At 71.1% G+C, this 20,006-nt stretch carries 18 protein-coding genes; 3 read left to right on the top strand and 15 right to left on the bottom strand.

Translation table 11 applies throughout. The features are described from left to right. Positions 1–6 precede the first annotated feature (6 nt). From mtrA to efeU, 4 genes are all read right to left on the bottom strand, one after another. A complete protein-coding gene (mtrA, locus tag OG792_RS04445; RefSeq protein ID WP_326560851.1) occupies positions 7–696 on the bottom strand; it encodes an MtrAB system response regulator MtrA in 690 nt (229 codons plus the stop codon). A gap of 54 nt (positions 697–750) precedes the next feature. After that, a complete protein-coding gene (efeB, locus tag OG792_RS04440; protein ID WP_329107576.1) occupies positions 751–2,031 on the bottom strand; it encodes an iron uptake transporter deferrochelatase/peroxidase subunit in 1,281 nt (426 codons plus the stop codon). 102 nt (positions 2,032–2,133) lie between these two features. Then, positions 2,134–3,270, bottom strand: a complete 1,137-nt coding sequence (gene efeO / locus OG792_RS04435; protein WP_329107574.1) for an iron uptake system protein EfeO — start codon at positions 3,268–3,270, stop codon at positions 2,134–2,136. A gap of 36 nt (positions 3,271–3,306) precedes the next feature. Beyond that, on the bottom strand, positions 3,307–4,158 hold the full coding sequence (gene efeU, locus OG792_RS04430) for an iron uptake transporter permease EfeU (RefSeq protein WP_329107573.1): 852 nt from the start codon (positions 4,156–4,158) through the stop codon (positions 3,307–3,309). A 115-nt stretch (positions 4,159–4,273) separates the two neighbouring features. On the opposite strand from efeU, the gene OG792_RS04425 reads away from it, so the two are divergent. Next, entirely contained in the window at positions 4,274–4,420 is a 147-nt protein-coding gene (locus OG792_RS04425; RefSeq protein WP_329107571.1) for a hypothetical protein, read from the top strand. A 63-nt stretch (positions 4,421–4,483) separates the two neighbouring features. Here the strand turns inward: OG792_RS04425 and ahcY are convergent, their stop codons facing one another. The 10 genes from ahcY to OG792_RS04375 form a co-directional block, all read right to left on the bottom strand. Continuing rightward, positions 4,484–5,983 (bottom strand): adenosylhomocysteinase, encoded by a 1,500-nt coding sequence (gene ahcY / locus OG792_RS04420; RefSeq protein WP_329107570.1) that lies wholly within the window; start codon positions 5,981–5,983, stop codon positions 4,484–4,486. A gap of 360 nt (positions 5,984–6,343) precedes the next feature. Continuing rightward, positions 6,344–7,537: a mannose-6-phosphate isomerase, class I gene (gene manA, locus OG792_RS04415; protein WP_329107569.1), complete on the bottom strand. Its 1,194-nt coding sequence runs from the start codon at positions 7,535–7,537 to the stop codon at positions 6,344–6,346. A 2-nt stretch (positions 7,538–7,539) separates the two neighbouring features. Beyond that, positions 7,540–8,526, bottom strand: coding sequence for a cation diffusion facilitator family transporter (locus OG792_RS04410; RefSeq protein WP_329107567.1), 987 nt, complete (start codon positions 8,524–8,526; stop codon positions 7,540–7,542). Positions 8,527–8,557: 31 nt separating this feature from the next. Then, on the bottom strand, positions 8,558–9,751 hold the full coding sequence (locus OG792_RS04405; protein ID WP_329107565.1) for an SIS domain-containing protein: 1,194 nt from the start codon (positions 9,749–9,751) through the stop codon (positions 8,558–8,560). Then, positions 9,748–9,936, bottom strand: coding sequence for a Trm112 family protein (locus OG792_RS04400; protein WP_329107563.1), 189 nt, complete (start codon positions 9,934–9,936; stop codon positions 9,748–9,750). Before OG792_RS04400 ends, OG792_RS04405 begins: the two co-directional genes overlap by 4 nt. Before the next feature lie 62 nt (positions 9,937–9,998). Continuing rightward, on the bottom strand, positions 9,999–11,399 hold the full coding sequence (locus tag OG792_RS04395; protein ID WP_329107561.1) for a phosphomannomutase/phosphoglucomutase: 1,401 nt from the start codon (positions 11,397–11,399) through the stop codon (positions 9,999–10,001). Positions 11,400–11,565: 166 nt separating this feature from the next. Then, positions 11,566–12,438, bottom strand: coding sequence for a hypothetical protein (locus tag OG792_RS04390; protein WP_329107559.1), 873 nt, complete (start codon positions 12,436–12,438; stop codon positions 11,566–11,568). A gap of 103 nt (positions 12,439–12,541) precedes the next feature. Then, positions 12,542–13,429: a helix-turn-helix domain-containing protein gene (locus OG792_RS04385; RefSeq protein ID WP_329107557.1), complete on the bottom strand. Its 888-nt coding sequence runs from the start codon at positions 13,427–13,429 to the stop codon at positions 12,542–12,544. 151 nt (positions 13,430–13,580) lie between these two features. Further along, positions 13,581–14,267 (bottom strand): deoxyribonuclease V, encoded by a 687-nt coding sequence (gene nfi / locus OG792_RS04380; protein ID WP_329107555.1) that lies wholly within the window; start codon positions 14,265–14,267, stop codon positions 13,581–13,583. Positions 14,268–14,425: 158 nt separating this feature from the next. Then, positions 14,426–15,880 carry an aldehyde dehydrogenase family protein gene (locus tag OG792_RS04375; RefSeq protein ID WP_329107554.1) on the bottom strand — a complete coding sequence of 485 codons (1,455 nt, stop codon included), beginning with the start codon at positions 15,878–15,880 and terminating at the stop codon, positions 14,426–14,428. A gap of 156 nt (positions 15,881–16,036) precedes the next feature. Here OG792_RS04375 and OG792_RS04370 point away from each other — a divergent pair, with 156 nt between their 5' ends. Both OG792_RS04370 and gabT read left to right on the top strand, forming a co-directional pair. Next, complete coding sequence (locus OG792_RS04370) at positions 16,037–17,473, top strand: gamma-aminobutyraldehyde dehydrogenase (RefSeq protein WP_329107551.1); 1,437 nt, start codon at positions 16,037–16,039, stop codon at positions 17,471–17,473. Positions 17,474–17,478: 5 nt separating this feature from the next. Next, entirely contained in the window at positions 17,479–18,786 is a 1,308-nt protein-coding gene (gene gabT / locus OG792_RS04365) for a 4-aminobutyrate--2-oxoglutarate transaminase (RefSeq protein ID WP_329107550.1), read from the top strand. A 189-nt stretch (positions 18,787–18,975) separates the two neighbouring features. Here gabT and OG792_RS04360 read toward each other — a convergent pair whose 3' ends face one another. Next, positions 18,976–19,830: a type IV toxin-antitoxin system AbiEi family antitoxin domain-containing protein gene (locus OG792_RS04360; protein WP_329107548.1), complete on the bottom strand. Its 855-nt coding sequence runs from the start codon at positions 19,828–19,830 to the stop codon at positions 18,976–18,978. Positions 19,831–20,006 lie beyond the last annotated feature (176 nt).

The raw sequence follows: 20,006 nt of genomic DNA, 5'->3' as shown, positions 1-20,006 counted from the left end.
CCCAGGCTATCCGGTGCCCGCCTTGTAGCCCACGCCCCGCACGGTCAGGATGATTTCGGGTCGCTCCGGATCTGGTTCGATCTTGGCCCGCAGCCGCTGTACGTGCACGTTCACCAGCCGGGTGTCGGCCGCGTGCCGGTAGCCCCAGACCTGTTCGAGCAGGACCTCACGGGTGAACACCTGGCGGGGCTTGCGGGCCAGGGCGACCAGCAGGTCGAACTCCAGCGGGGTCAGCTTGACCTCTTCGCCGTCCCGGCTGACGGTGTGCGCCGGTACGTCGATGTTGATCTGGTTGCCGGGCGGACCGATGGTCAGCATCTCCGGCGCGGCGTCCTCGCCCCGGCGCAGCCGGGCCCGCATCCGGGCCACCAGCTCCTTGGGCTTGAACGGCTTGACCACGTAGTCGTCGGCCCCCGACTCCAGGCCGAGCACGACGTCCACGGTGTCGCTCTTCGCGGTCAGCATGACGATCGGCACGCCCGACTCGGCCCGGATCGACCGGGCCACGTCGATGCCGCTCATCCCCGGCAGCATCAGGTCGAGCAGGACGATGTCGGGCCGGCTGTCGCGGAACGCGGCCAGTGCCCGCTCTCCGTCTGCGACAAAGGAGGGCAGGAATCCCTCGCTGCGCAGGACGATGCCGAGCATCTCGGCCAGCGCGGGGTCGTCGTCGACCACCAGTACCCGGGCTCTCATGGCACCAATATTCCATCCCTGTTCATACTCATGGGACCGGCACCACCCGGACGATCAGGCAAAGAGTACGCGACCCCAGAAATCACCCTGGTCGCGTACGCCGGGCGGGCAGGCAAAGAGCCCACTGGATACGTGACGTAGGTACTCGTTCAACACATCGTGACGAGCGAGCCGGGTCTGGATCGGCACGAACTGCTTGCGCGGGTCCCGCTGGTACGCGATGAAGAATAGTCCGGCGTCGAGCCGACCGAGCCCGTCCGAGCCGTCGACGAAGTTGTAGCCGCGCCGCAGCAGCCGGGCCCCGTTGTTCAGGTCGGGGTGGGCCAGCCGGACGTGTGCCGTCTCGCCGATCGCCGGCCTGCCGTCCGGGCCGGTCGTGTCGAAGTCGATCTCCTCGAACTCGTCGTGCTGCCCGAGCGGCGCCCCGCTGCCCTTGGTTCGGCCGACCAGTTCCTCCTGCTCACCCAGGGAGGTCCGGTCCCAGGTCTCGATGATCATGCGGATCTTGCGGGTGACCAGGTACGAGCCGCCGGTCATCCAGTCCGGTCCGTCGCCCGGCTGGACCCACAGGTGGTCCCGCAGCAGCTCGGTCTCCTCGGCCTTCAGGTTGGCCGTGCCGTCCTTGAACCCGAACAGGTTGCGCGGGGTGGCCTGCTCCCGCGAGGTCGACGAGGTACGCCCGAAGCCGAGCTGCGACCAGCGCACGCTGACCACGCCCATGCCGATCCGGGCCAGGTTGCGGATCGCGTGCACCGCCACCTGCGGGTCGTTGGCGCACGCCTGCACGCAGAGGTCGCCACCGGAGATCTCCGGTTGCAGGGCGTCACCGGGAAAACGGGGCAGTTCGGCCAGCGCGGCCGGGCGGCGGTCGGCGATGCCGAACCGGTCCCGGCCGTCCGCGTCGCGGAACAGTGTCGGGCCGAACCCGACGGTCAGGGTCAGCCCGGACGGCGGCAGGCCGAGCGCCTCGCCGGTGTCGTCCGGTGGCGCCTCCGGCATCCCGTTGACCGCGCCGACCACCCCGGCGTCCTGGCCGGCGGTCATCCGGGCGGCCGCCACGGTCCAGTCCCGGAGCAGCTCGACCAGCCGGGCCCGGTCCTTGGTGATCACGTCGAAGGCGACGAAGTGCAGCCGGTCGGGCACTTCGGTGGTGATGCCCGCCTGGTGCTCGCCGCGGAACGGCACCGCCCCGGAGGCGGCGGAGGCCGCCGTCGGCTGCGGGTCGAGCACGCCCCGCAGCAGCGCACCCGCGCCGGCGGCGACCCCGACACCCGCGGCGCCGGCCGCCCCGGCGAGCCCGATCGCCCGCCGACGCGACACTCGATTGTCCGTCACACCCAACCCCCAACCCACCGGTACGACCGACCGCTCACCGTTCCCGCCGGGCCGGGCGCCGCCGAGAGCGGCACCGGGCCCGGCCGGTCAATGGTTCGACCGTTACTTGGCGACGACCGCCGCGACCTTACTGATCGGCTCGGCGAGCGCGTTGATCGCGTCCGAGAGCTCCTTCAGGTCGGCCGGGCTCAGCTCGGTGTGCAGTTTCCAGCCGTCGCCGGCCCGGTGCTTCGCCAGCGTGGTGTCGACCGTGGCGAACCCGGCGTCAAGCGAGGTGACCAGGTCGGGGGCGCGCTCGGTGAGCACCGGGCGGAGCGCGGCGATGGCCGCCTTCGAGCCCTCGACGTTGGCGTTGAAGTCCCACAGGTCGGTGTGCGAGTAGCGGTCCTCCTCGCCGGTGATCTTGCCGGTGGCGACCTCGTCGAGCAGTTCCTTGGCGCCGTTGGCCAGGTTCAGCGGGGAGAGCTTCTCGGCGTTCGCCTTGGCCACGATCTCCTTGACGTCGGTCAGCAGCCGGTCCGCGATCGGGCCGTCCTGGCTGATGTCGCCGGTGGTCCAGAGGTCCTTCTCCAGGCGGTGGAAGCCGGTGAACTCCATGCCCTCCTCAAGCACCTCCTCCCGGCCGTCGATCTTCGGGTCGAGGTCGCCGAAGATCTCCGCGACCGGTTCGATCCGCTCCCAGTAGGTGCGGGCCACCGGGAAGAGCGCCTTGGCGCCCGCCACGTCGCCGGCCTTGACCGCGTTGACGAACTCCGTGGTCTTGTCCAGCAGCGCACCGGTCTGGCTGCGCACGTACCGCTGGTAGCTCTCGGTCGCGCTGGCCAGGGCGGCGTCCTCGGTGAGCGGCGCGGCGGAGCCGCTGACCGTCAGCCCGCCCCGGATGCCCTTGCCGATCATGCCCGGCTTGCAGGCCGTCTCGTACGTGCCGGCGGGCAGTTCGACGTGCAGCTCGCGACTGAGGCCGGGTACGACGTTCTCGACCTCGCCCATCACCCGGTCACCGGCGGCGTAGACGTAGAACTCGGTGACCTTGGCACCGGAGTTCGTCACCTTGAACACGACCGTGCCGGCGCCGACCTCGGTCGAGCCGACCTCGCAGGCGGTGTCGGTGGCCTTGACCGCGATCGGACCGCCGGCGGCGGCGTCACCGGCGCTGTCGTCCTTGGCGCCACAGCCGGCCAGGCCGGCACCGGCGAGCGCGCCGACGGCGGCCAGCACCAGGAAGCGGGTGGTACGCATTCGGGTTCTCCTTGCGGTTCGGGTGATCCGGCGCGGTCAGGCCGACTGGGCCGCGGACGCCGGTGCGGCGGGCGCGGTGGTCCCGGACGCGCGGCGTCCGGGCAGCAGGAAGAGGATCAAAACCGGGATCGCGTACGCGGCCCAGGCGACCACCTCCAGCACGGTCGACTCGGCGGTGACGTTGAACATGCCGCTGAGCAGGGTGCCGTACCAGGTGGACGGGTCGAACAGGCCGGAGTACGCCAGGTTCCGGATGCCGGGCAGGACGCCGGCCTCCTGGAAGTCGTGGGTGCCGTACTTGAAGATGCCGGCGGCGACCAGGATGAGCAGCACGCCGGTCCAGGTGAAGAAGCGGGTCAGGTTGATCCGGACCGCGCTGGCGTAGATCAGGTAGCCGATCGCTATCGCGGTGGCGATCCCGCCGATCAGCGCGTACAGCGGGCCGCCGTTGACGTCGGCGCCCTGCACGGCGGAGTAGAAGATGAGGGCCGTCTCCAGTCCCTCCCGGACCACCGCGAGGAAGGCCATCAGGGCGACGGCGAGGGAGCCGACGGCGAGCGCGTCGGTGAGCTTTCCGCGCAGTTCGCCGCTGAGCGAGCGGGCCGCCCGGCGCATCCAGAAGATCATCGCGGTGACGAAGGCGACCGCGGCCACCGAGGTCACCGCCTCGAACAGCTCCCGGTCCGACGACCGGGCCAGCAGGGTGGTGCTGGTGTATTCGAGCAGCCAGCCGAAGACGACGGAGAGTACGACCGCGAGTGCCACCCCGCCCCACACCTGCGGTAGCCGGTCCCGGCGCTCGGACTTGACCAGGAACGCGACCAGGATGCTGACCACCAGGGTGGCTTCCAGGCCCTCGCGCAGACCGATCAGGTAGGTGGCGAACATCAGGACTCCGGGTCACTCGGTTAGGCGTCCCTAAGTTAGGACAGCCTACCTTGCGCCTAACTTCTACTGCTTGTCAATGTGGCACCGCACACCGGCTCTCTGGTCCAATGGCCGGATGAAGGCCCTCGTACCGTGGTTCGTCGTACTCGCGGTCATCTTCGCGCTGAGCGCCCTGAAACTGCGCCCGCTCGCCACCGCCGTGGCGCTCGGCTGGCTCGGCTACTGCGTCTGGACCTGGGTACGCGCCGCCCGCACCCGGTAACGGCAACGGCCGGGTCGGCTGGCGCTGCGCGCCAGCCGACCCGGCCGTTGAATACGGCGGGACTCAGTACCGGTAGTGGTCTGACTTGTACGGACCCTCGACCGGAATGCCCAGGTAGGAAGCCTGCTCCTTGGTCAGCTCGGTGAGCCGAACCCCGAGCGCGTCCAGGTGCAGCCGGGCGACCTTCTCGTCCAGGTGCTTCGGCAGCACGTAGACCCCGACCGGGTACTCGTCGGTCTTGGTGAACAGCTCGATCTGGGCGATCGTCTGGTTGGCGAACGAGTTCGACATGACGAAGCTCGGGTGCCCGGTCGCGTTGCCCAGGTTCAGCAGCCGACCCTCGGACAGCACGATGATCGAGTGCCCGTCGTCGAACTTCCAGACGTCGACCTGCGGCTTGATGTTCGTCCGCTGTACGTCCGACCGCTTCTGCAACCCGGCCATGTCGATCTCGTTGTCGAAGTGACCGATGTTGCCGACGATCGCCTGGTGCTTCATCCGGGCCATGTGCTGGTTGGTGATGACGTCGAAGCAACCGGTCGCGGTGACGAAGATGTCGGCGGTCTCGACCACGTCGTCCAGCGTCGCGACCTGGTAACCGTCCATCGCCGCCTGCAACGCGCAGATCGGGTCGATCTCGGTGACGATGACCCGCGCACCCTGACCGCGCAGCGACTCCGCGCAGCCCTTGCCGACGTCTCCGTAGCCGAGCACGACCGCGACCTTGCCGCCGATGAGCACGTCGGTGGCCCGGTTGATGCCGTCGATCAGCGAGTGGCGGCAGCCGTACTTGTTGTCGAACTTGCTCTTCGTCACCGAGTCGTTGACGTTGATCGCCGGGAACAGCAGCGAACCGGCCTGCTGCATCTCGTACAGCCGGTGCACGCCGGTGGTGGTCTCTTCGGTCACACCCTTGATGCCGGCCGCGACCCGGGTCCACCGGGTGTTGTCCTCGGCCAGCGACCGGTGCAGCACGCCGAGGATGACGGCGTACTCCTCCGAGTCGGCGGACTCGATCGGCGGCACCTCGCCGGCCTCCTCGAACTGGGCGCCCCGGTGCACCAGCAGGGTGGCGTCACCGCCGTCGTCGAGGATCATGTTCGGGCCCTGCCCGTCCGGCCAGAGCAGCACCTGCTCGGTGCACCACCAGTACTCCTCCAGCGACTCGCCCTTCCAGGCGTACACCGGGACACCGGCGGGGGCGTCGACGGTGCCCTCCGGCCCGACCACGATCGCGGCGGCGGCGTGGTCCTGGGTGGAGAAGATGTTGCACGACGCCCAGCGGACCTCGGCCCCGAGGGACGTCAGGGTCTCGATCAGCACCGCGGTCTGGATGGTCATGTGCAGCGAGCCGGTGATCCGGGCGCCCCGCAGCGGCTGCGCGGCGGCGAACTCCCGACGGAGCGACATCAGGCCGGGCATCTCGTGCTCAGCCAGCTGGATCTCCTTGCGTCCGAACTCGGCGAGCGACAGATCCGCCACCTTGAAGTCGCCACCGGCGAGGGTCGTGGGTCGGGCCTCGGTCGACGCGCCACCGGAGGGCGCCGGGAGAGTGCTGGTCATGAAAGCTCCTGTCGTACGGGGTACGGGGTCTGCTGCGCGACCCTCCACATTACGCCCGACCGCACCCGTGCCGGCACAGGCGGTGCCGTCCGCTCCCGGACAAGCACGACATTTGGCGACGGCGACCGGTGCGGGCGACGGCCGTGGTGGGTGGTGTTGACACCAGCGATGGTCGCACAACTCGCGGGGCGGGGCGCAGCCGACGGACGCACAGCGCGCGGGGCGGTGGGGCATGGACGGCTTCCCGTCCAGCACCCTCCGCCCCGCGCATCCCCCCGGTTTGGTACCCCCGCGCGCGCCTCACGACCCCCATCGCGATGACGCTGCGTGGTTATAGATTCACACTCCGTGCATGACCTGTCAAGCCGATCCGGGAATGTCCGATCCGCCGGCCGTGCCGACGTAGACCTCACCCCGGCCGGAGAAGACCAGCGGCCCGCCGTCGGCCGCACCGATCGCCGCCCGGCCGGGCTCGACCGTCACCGCACCGGCCGCGTCCCGAACCAGCACCGCCCCGGCCCCGCCGAGCACCACCCTCGGCCCGGTCGGGCGCAGCCGGGCCTCCGGCACGTCCTCGTCCAGCCGCACCCGGTAGAGCGCGAAGTCGTCCACCGGCACCGGCCAGGTGACCACACCCGGCGCCACCGCCTCCGGCACCAGCAACGGGTCCTCAAGCACCTCGAACCGCAGCACCCGCAGCAACTCGGAGATGTCCACGTGCTTCGGCGTCAGCCCACCGCGCAACACGTTGTCACTGGCCGCCATGATCTCCACGCCGGCCCCACGCAGGTACGCGTGCAGATTGCCGGCCGGCATCCAGATCGCCGTACCCGGTTCCAGCCACACGTGGTTGAGCAGCAACGCCACCAGCACACCGGGATCACCCGGATACCAGCCGGCCAACCGCCGGACCAACTCCTGCTCGTGGGCGTACCCCGGCCCCAGGTCGGCGGTCCGGACCGTCTCGACCAGTGCGCCCCGGTCCACCGCCGGCCAGGTCAGCAACCGCGCCACGGCGTCCCGCAGCCCCTCCGCGCCGGTACGCAGGCACGCCACCACCGGCTTCAGCGCCGGAATGTCGAACGCCTCCAGCACCGCCGCCGAGAGCCGGGGATTCCGAAAGCCGCACAGCGCCTCGAACGGCGCGATCGCCACCAGCACCTCGGGCTTGTGGTACGGGTCGACGTAGTTGCGGTGCGCGGTCGGCGGCCGGGACTGGTCGGTTGCGTACCCGTGCCGGGCCTGCTCGGCATCCGGATGGGCCTGCAACGACAGCGGCGCCTCCGGCGCCAGCAGCTTCATCAGGAACGGCAGCCGCCCGTCGAACCGGGCCGCCACCTCGTCGCCCAGCCAGCGCCCCGGCTCGGCGGCCAGCAGCTCGACCAGACTGACCCGCGCGTCCTGCCGGCACACCATCGCCGGCGCACCGGGATGCGCGCCGAGCCAGAGTTCGGCCTCCGGCCCGGCGCTCGGTACGGACCGGCCCTGCAACCCGGCGATCACCGAACGGGATCCCCAGGCGTAGTCACGGATCGAGCCGTACAACGGTTCCACGGTCAGCCTTTCCCACCCGTTTCGTCGGCGGCCGGCACCTCGGCGTTCCCTTGGGCGCGCTGCGGACTCGCGGCCCGCGCACTGTAGATGTCCGGCTCCAGGTAGATCACCTGGGCGATCGGCACCGCGGTCCGGATCCGCGCCTCGACCGTGTTGATGTCGTGGGCCAGTTCCTCCGCCGAGGCGGCCGGCGGGACCGCGATCTTCGCCGCGACCAGCAGTTCCTCCGGCCCCAGGTGCAGGGTGCGCATGTGGATGATCCGCTCGACCTCGGACCCCTCGTTGACCGCCCGCTCGATCGCGCTGACATCCTCCGGGGTGGCCCCCTCGCCGAGCAGCAGGCTCTTCGTCTCCATCGCCAGGATGACCGCGATGGCGACCAGTAGCAGGCCGATCGCCAACGTGCCGGCCGCGTCCCACCGGCCGTTGCCGGTGGCGAGCGTCATCGAGACCCCGACCAGGGCGAAGACCAGGCCGAGCAGCGCGCCGAGGTCCTCCAGCAGCACCACCGGCAGCTCCGGCGCCTTGGCCCGACGGACGAACTGCACCCAGCTCGCCCTGCCGCGTACGTGGTTCGACTCGACGATCGCGGTCCGGAACGAGAACGACTCCAGGGCGATCGCGACGAGCAGCACGGTCACCGGCACCCACTGGTGCTTGTCGATCGCGTGCGGGTCGCTCCACTTGTGGTAACCCTCGTAGAGGGCGAACAGGCCACCGACGCTGAACAGCACGATCGACACGATGAAGGCGTAGATGTAACGCTCACGCCCGTACCCGAAGGGGTGTTGCGGGGTCGCACCGCGCTGGGCCCGACGGCCGCCGACCAGCAGCAACGCCTGGTTGCCCGAGTCGGCCACCGAGTGGACCGCCTCGGCCAGCATCGACGACGACCCGGTCAGCAGCCAGGCCAGGAACTTGGTGATCGCGATGCCCAGGTTGGCCAGCAGCGCGGCGATGATCGCCCGCGTCCCCCCGCCGGCACTCATGTCCGCGTCCCCTGCTGGACGCTCCGCGCGTTCACGGGTTCGACAGCTCCTTCATCTCGCTGACCGCGGGCACGGCCATCGGGTCGAGCCCGTGCGCCAGGGCCAGATAAACCGACGCGAAATCGGGTACGGCGATCAGCGACGCCAGCCGCTCCAGCGCCGAACCACCCTCGGCGGTGACCACGTCGCAGCGCACCCCGCGCCGCTCGGCCAGGGTCTGCAACGCGTCGGCCCGCCGCTCCTCGACGGCCAGCGGCTCGTCGCTGTCGTCGTCGGCGTTCAACCCGCCGTCGCGCAGCAACACCACCCGCAGGCGGGTCCAGTCGGACTCCTCCTCCGGGTCGGCGAAGATGTCCCGGGTCGATTCGGCGAGCCCGCCGAACACCCCGTCGAGCAGCCCCACCCGGCCCCGCCCGGCCTCGCCGAGCGCACCGGCGACCACCGGGTAGCGGGCGTTCGCCGACAGCGTGTCACCGAACCGGCGGGCGGCCACCGTGGCCAACGGGGACGAACCCCAGACCACCGGCACCGAGCCGGCCAGCGCCAGGGCCAGGGACTTGGCCGGGTTGACGAACGACTCGGCGGTGGGACGACTCCGGTCGGCGTCAGCGTCCAGCCGGGCGGCCGTCTCGGCCAGATCCGCCTCGTTGACCTTCACCAGCCCGAGCGCACGGGCGGCCAGCAGCACCGGCACGGTCAGCCCCCACAGGCTGGCCCGCGCGGGGGCTCGCCGGGGCACCGGGATGAACGGCGCCCGGACCCCCTCGGCCACCGACTGGAGCTGCGAGTCCGGGGCACCGACGGCAACCAGCCGGGCCCCGCGCCGGGCCGCCGCCTCGGCCGCGCCGAGCGCCTCCGGGCTGCGCCCGGACGCGCTCACCGCGATCACCACGTCGGCGGCACCCACCCAGCCCGGAACCCCGGCGCTGCGGTGCGCGATCACCGGCACCGGGCAGCGCGGTCCGGCGACCGTGGCGAGGATGTCACCGGTACGTCCGGCGGTGCCGATGCCCGCGATCACCACCGCCCGAGGGCGGCCCTCGTCGGCCAGCACACCCAGGTTCGCCTCGGCGGCCAGGGCCACCGACTCGCGTACCTGGGCGCCGGCCGAGGCGGTGAACCGCAGCATGCCGCCCGGATCGGCCTCGGCCAGAGCCGCCGCGTTGTCGAGCAGCCCCTCGTCGGGGACCCGTCGCCCGCTCACGCCGGCGTGGGCGTCCATCACTTCTCCTCCTGAGCGGTACCGCCGCGGGCCTCGTCGAGCAGGAGCACCGGTACGTCGTCGCGAACCTCGAAGATCCGCTGGCATTCGGTGCAGGTCAGGGTCTGCCCCACCGGGTCATAGTCGAGCGGGGCGTGGTGTGTGTCCGGGCAGGCGAGAATCTCGATTAACTGCGGATCAAGGGCCACGATGCGGCTCCTTCCACGTCATCCGGGCGGCCGGATCGGCGTTCCGGCCGGCGCACGGGATCTTATCGGCGTACCAGGTCGAGCACCTCGTCACGGAGCGCGGTCATCCGGTCCCGGGTCGGCCCCTCCACGTTGAGCCGCAGCAGCGGTTCGGTGTTGGAGGGACGCAGGTTGATCCAGGCACCGTCCGGGAAACGCACGGTCAGGCCGTCCAGCTCCTCGGTCTCGGCGCCCTGGTAGACCCGCTTGACCTCGGCCAGCTTCGCCGCCTGGTCGGCGACCGTGGAGTTGATCTCGCCGGAGCAGACGTACCGCTCGTACTCGGCGGCGAACTCCGACAGCGGGCGGTCCTGCTCACCGAGCGCGGCGAGCAGGTGCATCGCGGCGAGCATGCCGGTGTCGGCGAACCAGAAATCACGGAAGTAGTAGTGCGCCGAGTGCTCGCCGCCGAAGACCGCGTTCGTACGGGCCATGTCGGCCTTGATGAACGAGTGCCCGACCCGGCTGCACAGCGGCTTCCCGCCGTGCTCCCGGATGATCTCCGGCACCGCACTGGAGGTGATCAGGTTGTGGATGACCGTGGAGCCGGGGTGCTTCGCCAACTCGCGTACGGCCACCAGCGCGGTGATCGCGGACGGCGAGACCGGTTCGCCGCGCTCGTCGATCACGAAACACCGGTCGGCGTCGCCGTCGAAGGCGAGCCCGAGGTCGGCGCCGTGTTCCAGCACGGCTGCCTGGAGGTCGACCAGGTTCGCCGGGTCGAGCGGGTTGGCGTCGTGGTTGGGAAAGGAGCCGTCCAGCTCGAAGTAAAGCGGCACGATGGTCAGCGGCAGGGCCGGCAGCACGGCGTCGCCGAGCACCACCGGCACGGTGTAACCGCCCATCCCGTTGCCGGCGTCGACCACCACCTTCAGCGGGCGGATGGCGCTCAGGTCGACCAGGTTGCGCAGGTGGGCGGCGTACTCGGGGAGCAGGTCGCGGCGCTGTAGCGGCTCGCTCGGCTCACCGGCGGGGTGCGACTCGTCCTTGTCCAGCAGGGCCTGGGCCCGGTCCCGGATCTCGGCGAGGCCGCTGTCCTGGCCGATCGGCCGGGCGCCGGCCCGGCACATCTTGATCCCGTTGTACTGCGCCGGGTTGTGGCTGGCGGTGAACATGGCACCGGGCAGGTCGAGGCTGCCGGAGGCGTAGTAGAGCAGGTCGGTGGAGCCGAGGCCGGTGTCGATGACCGACATCCCCTCGGACCGGACCCCGGCGGCGAACGCGGCGGCGAGACCCGGTCCGGTCTCCCGCATGTCGTGGGCGAGCACCACCGTGTCGCGGTCGCCGGTCGGGTCGTCGCCCGGGTCCGCGCGCACCACCTGTGCGAAGGCCGCGCCCAACGCCTCGGCGACCCGCTCGTCCCACTGTTCCGGGACGGTACCGCGGACGTCGTACGCCTTGACGATTTGGGACAAATCAGACAACGGTCTCGCTCCTCAGATATGCGCCGCCAACGGCCTGAGCGTATCGGAGCCGACGCCCCGAGCCGGGCGCAAGGCCGGTTGCCGGACAAGGCTCAGCGTGGTCGGGCGCGGGTTCAGGCTCGGCAGATAGTGGATCAGGGACGGGTACCCGGGGCCGGAACCGGGCTCAGGGGCGAATCCGGGGCATCACCACGGTCGCGTCGCCACCCGCGCCGGCCGGCGGCGGGAACGGCGGACGCGGCCCGGCGCCCGGCGTACCGCCGGCATCCCGCTCGTCCCGACCACCCCTGGAGCGACGGAGCAGCAGCACCAGCAGGGCGATCCCGATCGCCACCATGCCGACCCCGACCACCATCACCATCGAGCCGACCCCACCACCGCCACCGTCACCGGCACCGGCGCCCAGACCGGGCTGCCCGGTCGGTACGACGGCCACGACCTCGGTCGGTTCCGGCTCCGGCGCGAACGTCGTCTCCTCCGGCGTCGGGGTCGGGCTGGCCGACTTCGACGTCCGGCTGCTCGGGGTGGGAGTGCCCTTGGCCCCGTTCACCTTCCGGGCCTCGGCCGCACGCGCGATCAGGTCACCACCGGCCGTGTACGCCTCGGCCACCAGGTTCAGCCGACCGGCCGGCGTGCCGGCGGCGAAGGCCAGCCGGTAGCGGACCGAGACGCTCTTGCGCTCGCACAGTTCGGGCTTCTCCGGGGCGACCCTGCCACTGCGCAGCAGGCCGTCGCCGGCCGCCGAGACCGGCACCGGCACCCAGCGGCCATCGCGGGCGACCAGCAGGTCCACGTCACCCGCGGACAGCCCCGGCAACTGGATCAGCAACGCCGTCCGGGCCGAGACACAGCCCCGGGACCGCTTGGTCACGGCCACCGTCACCGAGCCGGCCGAACCGCCGGCGGTGAAGCTGCCGGGCGAGCCGAGCCGGACCGAGTCCTCGTCGTCGGCGAACGCCGGTGCCGCGCCGACCGTGACCAGGCCGGCCAGCAGCGCGCAGACAGTCGCGAACCGAACCGCACCGCGCCGTACCAACATGATCACCTCGCCGCTTCGGGATGGGGTACGGCCGACAGGCTACCGTGCCCCACCACCGGTACCCCGGCCCCGGCGGCCACCACGCCGTCACCGCGCGTACGGGTCACGGCAGTTCGGCGGCCAGCCGAGCCAGCCACTCCCGCGACTCCTCGCAGGTCAGGGCGTCGGTACGGAGGTTGTCGAAGACCATCCGGTAGCGGGCCAGGCCGGGTTCCTTCTCCACGTAGATGTCACCCGCCTCGTTCTCCACGTAGACCACGTCACCGTCGGCCGGCTCCCCGGCGTCCTGCACGCCGTCCGGCGACGAGAAGCCGAGCAGCAGGAACGGGCCGGTGTTGCAGGCGTACGCGCCCCGGTCGAACGGCAGCACCTGGAGCTGGATGTTGGGCCGCCCGGACATCTGCACCAGGTGACGCAACTGCGGCCCCATCACGTCCGGGCCGCCGACCTGCCGGCGCAACACCGCCTCGTCCAGGACCGCCCAGAGCCGCACCGGATCCTGGGCGCGGGTGAGGATCCGCTGCCGGGCCAACCGGACCACGAGCTTCTCCTCGGCGGCGGCCCCGGCCTGTTCCAGCAGCGTCTTGCGGAGCACGGTACGGGCGTACTCCTCGGTCTGGAGCAGGCCCGGCAGCACCGACGACTCGAACGTACGCAGCTCGGTGGCGTCGTGCTCCAACGCGATGAGCGTCGAGTATTCCCAGGTCAGGGCGTCACTGTGGGCCTGCCACCAGCCCGCCTCCTGGGCCTGGCGGGCGAGCGCGACCAGGCGCTGCCGCTCGGCCCCCTCGACCCGGTAGACGTCGAGCAGTTCGTGCACCGTGCCGGGCGTGATCCGTACCCGGGCCGTCTCGATCCGGCTCACCCGCGACGGTGAGCAGCGCACCTCCAGGGCGACCTGCTCCGCCTTGAAGCCCGCGGCCTCGCGCAGCTTGCGCAGTTCGCGGCCGAGCTGCCGGCGTCGCACGGTGGGTGGTGATCCGACGACCATTCGGTGCCTCCCTGTCCGAATTCCCCGAGGCAGTCTCCCGCACAGCACGTGCTTTGTCAGCAACAGATCGTTGTCTTTCCTGGATGATCGATCGACATGACTGTGTGTCGTCACCGGTCGGGCGGTCCCGGATTCCCGTACCCGATGGCCATCAGTCCAGGTCCGCCGCCTGTGCAAGATCCAGCGCCACCCGACACAACCGATCCGCCTGGCGGGTGGTCTCCGGCAGCCGGTAACGCGGAGTCAGGTCGAGTACCCGAGCGCACGCGTTCGCCAGACCCATCCGGTGTCCCACCGACACGAACACCGGCTTGATCCCGTCGCGGGTACGCAGCACCCGGCCGACAACCTCGCCGCCGTCGACCAGCGGCGACCAGGCGCCCCGCTGTTGCGCGGGCGGATCCCACGCGCCGACCAGCGGGGTCTTGCCCACCCCGATCGCCGGCAGCCCGGTCAGCACCCCCAGGTGGCAGGCGAGCCCGAACCGTCTCGGGTGGGCCAGCCCGTGCCCGTCGCAGATCAGCAGGTCGGGGGTTACGGCCAGGCGCCCGAGCGCGTCCAGCAGCGCGGGCAGCTCACGGAACGCGAACAGTCCGGGAACATAGGGAAAGGCGGCTCGACCGACGGTCACCGCCGTCTCCACCACGGTCAGTGTCCGCGCGTCCAACACGGTCACCGCCGCCGCCAGCCGGTCACCATCCTCGGCGTACGCGACATCCAGGCCGGCGACCGTACCCGGCCGCTCCGGTCCCGGCCCCACCAGGTCGACCAACGGCCGCAACCGATCCTGTACGGCCTCCGCCTCGGCGACCGTCGCCGGCCAGACCCCGTCCGTCATCCGAGCGCACCTCTGTTCCCCCGCGGGCCGCCCCGACCACGGCGATCACAGTGGCGGCGGGAAGCCCATTCCGGTCTTGATTCCGGTGGCGACGACCGACTCACCGAGCGCGATGAGGAGAAATTGTACGTAACGCTCGGCAAGGGTGGCCCGGCCCACTAAAGGTCGATGCCGGTGAGCACCAGGACGCGGGGCTCGGTGTAGTCGTCCATCGCGCTGCGTACGCCCTCACGGCCGACGCCGCTGCCCTTCACCCCGCCGTACGGCATCTGGTCGGCCCGGTACGACGGAACGTCGCCGACGATCACCCCGCCGACGGTGAGCGTGCGGTGGGCGGTGAACGCGGTCTGGATGCTGTGCGTGAAAACCCCCGCCTGCAAGCCGTACGCCGAATCGTTGACCTCGGCGAACGCGGCCCGGTCGTCGGCGACCGGGGCGACCACCAGAACCGGCCCGAACACCTCCTCGGTCCACACCCTGGCGTCGGCCGGCACCCCGGTCAGCACCGTGGGCGGGTAGGAACTGCCCGCACGCGGTCCGCCCAGCACCGCCGCGCCACCGGCGGCGACCGCCTCGCCCACCCACTCCTCGACCCGCACCGCGGCGCTCTCGCTGATCAGCGGCCCGACGTCGGTCGCGTCGTCGGCCGGGTCACCGACCCGCAGCCCCTCGACCGCGCCGACCAACCGGGACAGGAAACGGTCGTGGAGTGCCTCGTGCACGAACACCCGCTGCACCGCTATGCAGCTCTGCCCGGCCTGGTAGTTACCGAAGGTAGCGATCCGCTGCGCCGCCCAGTCGAGATCCTCGTCGCTCGCCCAGTCCGCGCAGATCACCGCGGCGGCGTTCCCGCCCAACTCCAGGGTGACGTGCTTGTCCGGTACGGCCCGCCGGATCGCGGCACCGACCGGCCCGGAACCGGTGAACGACACCACCGGCAGGCGCGGGTCGCCGGTCAGCTCGGCGGCCCGCTCGTTGGGCAACGGCAGCACCGAGAACGAACCCGCCGGCAGCCCGCCGCGCGGCTCGGTCACCTCGGCCAGCAGCTCGCCGAGGAGCAGGGCGGTCAGCGGGGTCGCCGGGGCCGGCTTCAGCACTATCGGGGCGCCGACGGCGAGCGCCGGGGCGACCTTGTGGGCGACCAGGTTCAGCGGGAAATTGAACGGTGTGATGCCCAGCACCGGCCCGCGCGGCACCCGGCGGACCAGGGCGATCCGCCCGTTAGCGGCCGGGTCGGTGTCCAGCCGTTGCAGCTCGCCGGAAAACCGTCGGGCCTCCTCGGCGGCCCAGCGGAAGGTGGAGATCGCCCGGGTCACCTCGATCCTGGCCCACTTCACCGGCTTGCCGCTCTCGGCCGTGATCAGCCGGGCGAACTCCTCCGACCGCTCCGCCAGCCGGCGGGAGACGTGGTCCAGCGCGGCGGCCCGGACGTGCGCCGGCAGCGCCGCCGCCCGCGCGGCGACGTCGTGGGCGGCGGCCACCGCCTGATCGACCTGGTCCGCGGTGGCATAACTGGTACGGCCGACCTCCCGCCCGTCGTACGGGTGCGAGACGACCACGACGTCGTCGCCACTGGCCGGCGTACCGGCGACGTAGAACGGGGCTGCCTTCATCCGTGCAGCGTAAACGACCGCACCCCTGCACTAAAACAGTCGCCCGAGCCCTTGTCTGCCGCGAATTCAGTAGCCAGGATGGCAGACAGGTTGCGATTACCTCCGCGACACCGCCTCCTCCACGACAGCGCGCAGGCCACCCCCGGGAGACCCGACATGACCGACAAGCAAGTTCTGCGCAACTTCGTCAACGGCGCGTACGTCGACCCGATCGACGGCCACACCGTCGACCTGATCGACCCCTGCACCGGCGAGGTGTTCGCCCAGTCGCCGGTGTCCGGGGCGGCCGACGTCGACGCGGCGATGACCGCCGCCGCCACCGCCTTCGAGAGCTGGCGGGACACCACCCCGGCCGAACGGCAGCGGGCGCTGCTGAAGCTGGCCGACGCGGTGGAGTCGCGGGCCGCCGAGCTGGTCGACGCCGAGGTACGCAACACCGGCAAGCCCCGGCAGCTCACCGCCGACGAGGAGCTGCCGCCGTCGGTGGACGAGTTCCGGTTCTTCGCCGGCGCCGCCCGGCTGCTGGAGGGCCGCTCCGCCGGCGAGTACATGGCCGGGCACACCTCCTACGTACGCCGTGAGCCGATCGGCGTCTGTGCCCAGGTCACCCCCTGGAACTACCCGCTGATGATGGCCGTCTGGAAGATCGCCCCGGCGCTCGCCGCCGGCAACACGGTGGTGCTCAAGCCGTCGGACACCACCCCGGTCTCCACCCTGCTGCTGGCCGAGATCGCCGCCGAGTTCTTCCCGCCGGGGGTGTTCAACGTGCTCTGCGGCGACCGGGACACCGGCCGCGCCCTGGTCTCCCACCCCACCCCGCGAATGGTGTCGATCACCGGCTCCACCCGCGCCGGCATCGAGGTGGCCGCCACCGCCGCGACCGACCTGAAACGGACCCACCTGGAACTGGGCGGCAAGGCACCGGTAGTGGTCTTCGACGACGCCGACATCGCGGCGGCGGCCGAGGCGATAGCGGTCGGCGGCTACTTCAACGCCGGCCAGGACTGCACCGCCGCGACCCGGGTCCTCGCCGGACCGGGTGTGTACGAGGACTTCGTCGCCGCCCTGACCGAGCAGGCGCGCAACACCCGCACCGGGGCGCCGGACGACCCGGACGTGCTCTACGGCCCACTCAACAACGCCAACCAACTGGCCAGGGTGAGCGGCTTCCTGGACCGGCTGCCCGACCACGCCGAGCTGCGCTCCGGCGGCAACCGGGTCGGCGAGCGGGGCTACTTCTACGCCCCCACCGTGGTCTCCGGGGTCCGCCAGGCCGACGAGATCATCCAGGACGAGGTGTTCGGCCCGGTCATCACCGTGCAGCGCTTCACCGACGAGGACGAGGCGGTCCGCTGGGCCAACGGCGTCGAGTACGGCCTCTCCGCCTCGGTCTGGACAAAGGACCACGGCCGGGCGATGCGGATGACCCGGCGGCTCGACTTCGGCTGCGTCTGGGTGAACACCCACATCCCGTTCGTCTCCGAGATGCCGCACGGCGGCTTCAAGCACTCCGGCCACGGCAAGGACCTCTCCATCTACGGCCTGGAGGACTACACCCGGATCAAGCACGTCATGCACAACATCGAGAGCTGACCCCGATGACCGACACAGCCCGCCCCGCATCGGCAACCAGCTCCGAGGAACTGCACAAGCGACGGGTCGGCGCGGTCGCCCGTGGCGTCGGCAGCGTCATCCCCTCCTACGTCGACCACGCCAGCGGCGGCACCATCGTCGACGTCGACGGCCGGGAGTGGATCGACTTCGCCGCCGGAATCGCGGTCACCAACGTCGGCAACTCCGCCCCACGGGTCGTCGCCGCCATCCGCGAGCAGGCCGAACGGTTCACCCACACCTGCTTCATGGTCGCACCGTACGAGTCGTACGTGGCCGTCTGCGAGCAGCTCAACACCCTCACCCCCGGCACGTACGAGAAGCGGTCGGCACTGTTCAACTCCGGCGCGGAGGCGGTGGAGAACGCCGTCAAGATCGCCCGCCACGCCACCGGCCGACCGGCCGTGGTGGTCTTCGACCACGCCTACCACGGCCGAACCAACCTGACGATGGCGTTGACCGCGAAGAACATGCCGTACAAGCACCGATTCGGCCCGTTCGCCGGGGAGATCTACCGGGTGCCGATGTCGTACCCGCTGCGCGACGGCGGGTTGACCGGTGCGGTTGCGGCGGCCAACGCGATCGAGCTGATCGAGAAGCAGGTCGGGGCGGACAACGTCGCCGCGCTACTGATCGAACCGATCCAGGGCGAGGGCGGCTTTGTCGTACCGGCTCCGGGTTTCCTGCCCGCGCTGCGGGAGTGGGCGACGGCCGCCGGGGTGGTCTTCGTCGCCGACGAGATCCAGACCGGCTTCTGCCGCACCGGCGACTGGTTCGCCCTGGACCACGAGGGCGTCGAGCCGGACCTGATCACCCTCGCGAAGGGGATCGCCGGCGGACTACCGCTCGCCGCAGTCACCGGTCGCGCCGAACTGATGGACGCCGTACACATCGGCGGCCTCGGCGGGACCTACGGCGGCAACCCGATCGCCTGCGCCGCCGCACTGGCCGCCATCGAAACCATGCACGAACTGGACCTCCGCACCGCCGCCCGTCACATCGAAGCCACCATGCTCCCCCGCCTGCACGCCCTGGCGGCCCAGGACCCCAGGATCGCCGAGGTACGCGGCCGAGGCGCCATGCTCGCCGTGGAACTGGTCCTCCCGAACACCCTCACCCCCGACCCCGCCACCACCGCCGCCATCTCAGCCGCCTGCCACCGCCTGGGCCTACTCACCCTCACCTGCGGCACCTACGGCAACGTCCTCCGCTTCCTCCCCCCACTGGTAATCGACACCCCCACCCTCCTCCACGCCCTCAACCTCCTAGAAACAGCCCTCACCACCACCCCCTAACCCGCTCCCCACTCCCCGCTCCCCACCCCGCTCCCCGCTCCCCACCCCGCTCTCCGCGTCGATCTTGCAGTTGTGGTCGTGTACACAAACCACAAAAGGGATGGATCGGGCGCCACAACTGCAAGATCGGCGACGCTTGGCGGGGGTGGGGCGGGGGTGGGGTGGGGGTGGGGCGAGGGCGAGGGCGAGTTAGGGGTGGAGGGCGGCGCGGACTGTGGCGGCTATGTGGGCGGGGCGGCGGTAGAGGTCGTGGGCGGTGAAGTAGCGCATCTTCCAACGGTTGGCGGCGAGCCAGTTCATCCGGGCGCGGTCGTATCGGAGCCGGTTGCGGTCGAGGTGGGATGCGCCGTCGTACTCCAGGCCAACCCGGCGCTCCCGGTAGCCCAGGTCCAGCCGGTAGGTCGGCGAACCGTACCGGTCCAACACCCAGATCTGCGGCTCCGGCACCGGCAGCCCCGCGTCGATCAGCACCAGGCGCAGTTGGCTTTCCTGCCTGCATTCCGCGCGAGAGTCAGCGATCGACACCAGGCTCCGCGCCTGGCACACCCCCCGCAGCCCGCCATGCAGCCCCACCTCGGCACGCAACTCCTCGGTACGGCAGGCGCCGGAACGGAGTACGGCGTCGAGTAGTGGCAGGGCATCCATCCGACGCAACTGCCGCGCCAGGTCGATCGCACACCGGGCAGCCGGTACGCAGGGCACGCCGGCCAGTTCAACCGGCCCGATCACCGGCAGCACCGCCTCGTGCGCGATGACGCCCTGAATCCTGGGCACCGCCACACCCGCCGGTACGATCACGTGAATCGCCTCCGGAGCCGACATCCCGAATCCGTGTAATGCGGCAGCGGACTGGTAGCCGAGCACCGCCCCGATGGGAAGCCGCCGGAACACCGCCCGCAACAGGTCCAGCCGGCCCGGGTCCGGGACGTAAATACCCCGGGTCACCCGTCGCAAATCACCGCGCGCGACCCGATGCCGGACCACCGCCCGCGACATGCCAGCGGTACGCAACTCCGGATAGCGAAACGTCCCCTCAATCTCCACCCAAGCAACACTGACCACCCCTCCCCCGCCCTAACCACCTCCACCCCCTCCCCTGTGGACAACCACCCCACCTGTGGAAAACCCCCTGATCAACCAAACACCTGCTACACCCCGCCCCCGCCCCCGCCCCCGCCCTCCCTCACCCTCCCTCACCCTCCCCGCCCTCCCCGCCCTCC

Source organism: Micromonospora sp. NBC_01699 (genome assembly GCF_036250065.1).
Classification (GTDB): domain Bacteria; phylum Actinomycetota; class Actinomycetes; order Mycobacteriales; family Micromonosporaceae; genus Micromonospora_G.
This window is presented reverse-complemented; position numbering and strand designations above follow the sequence as displayed.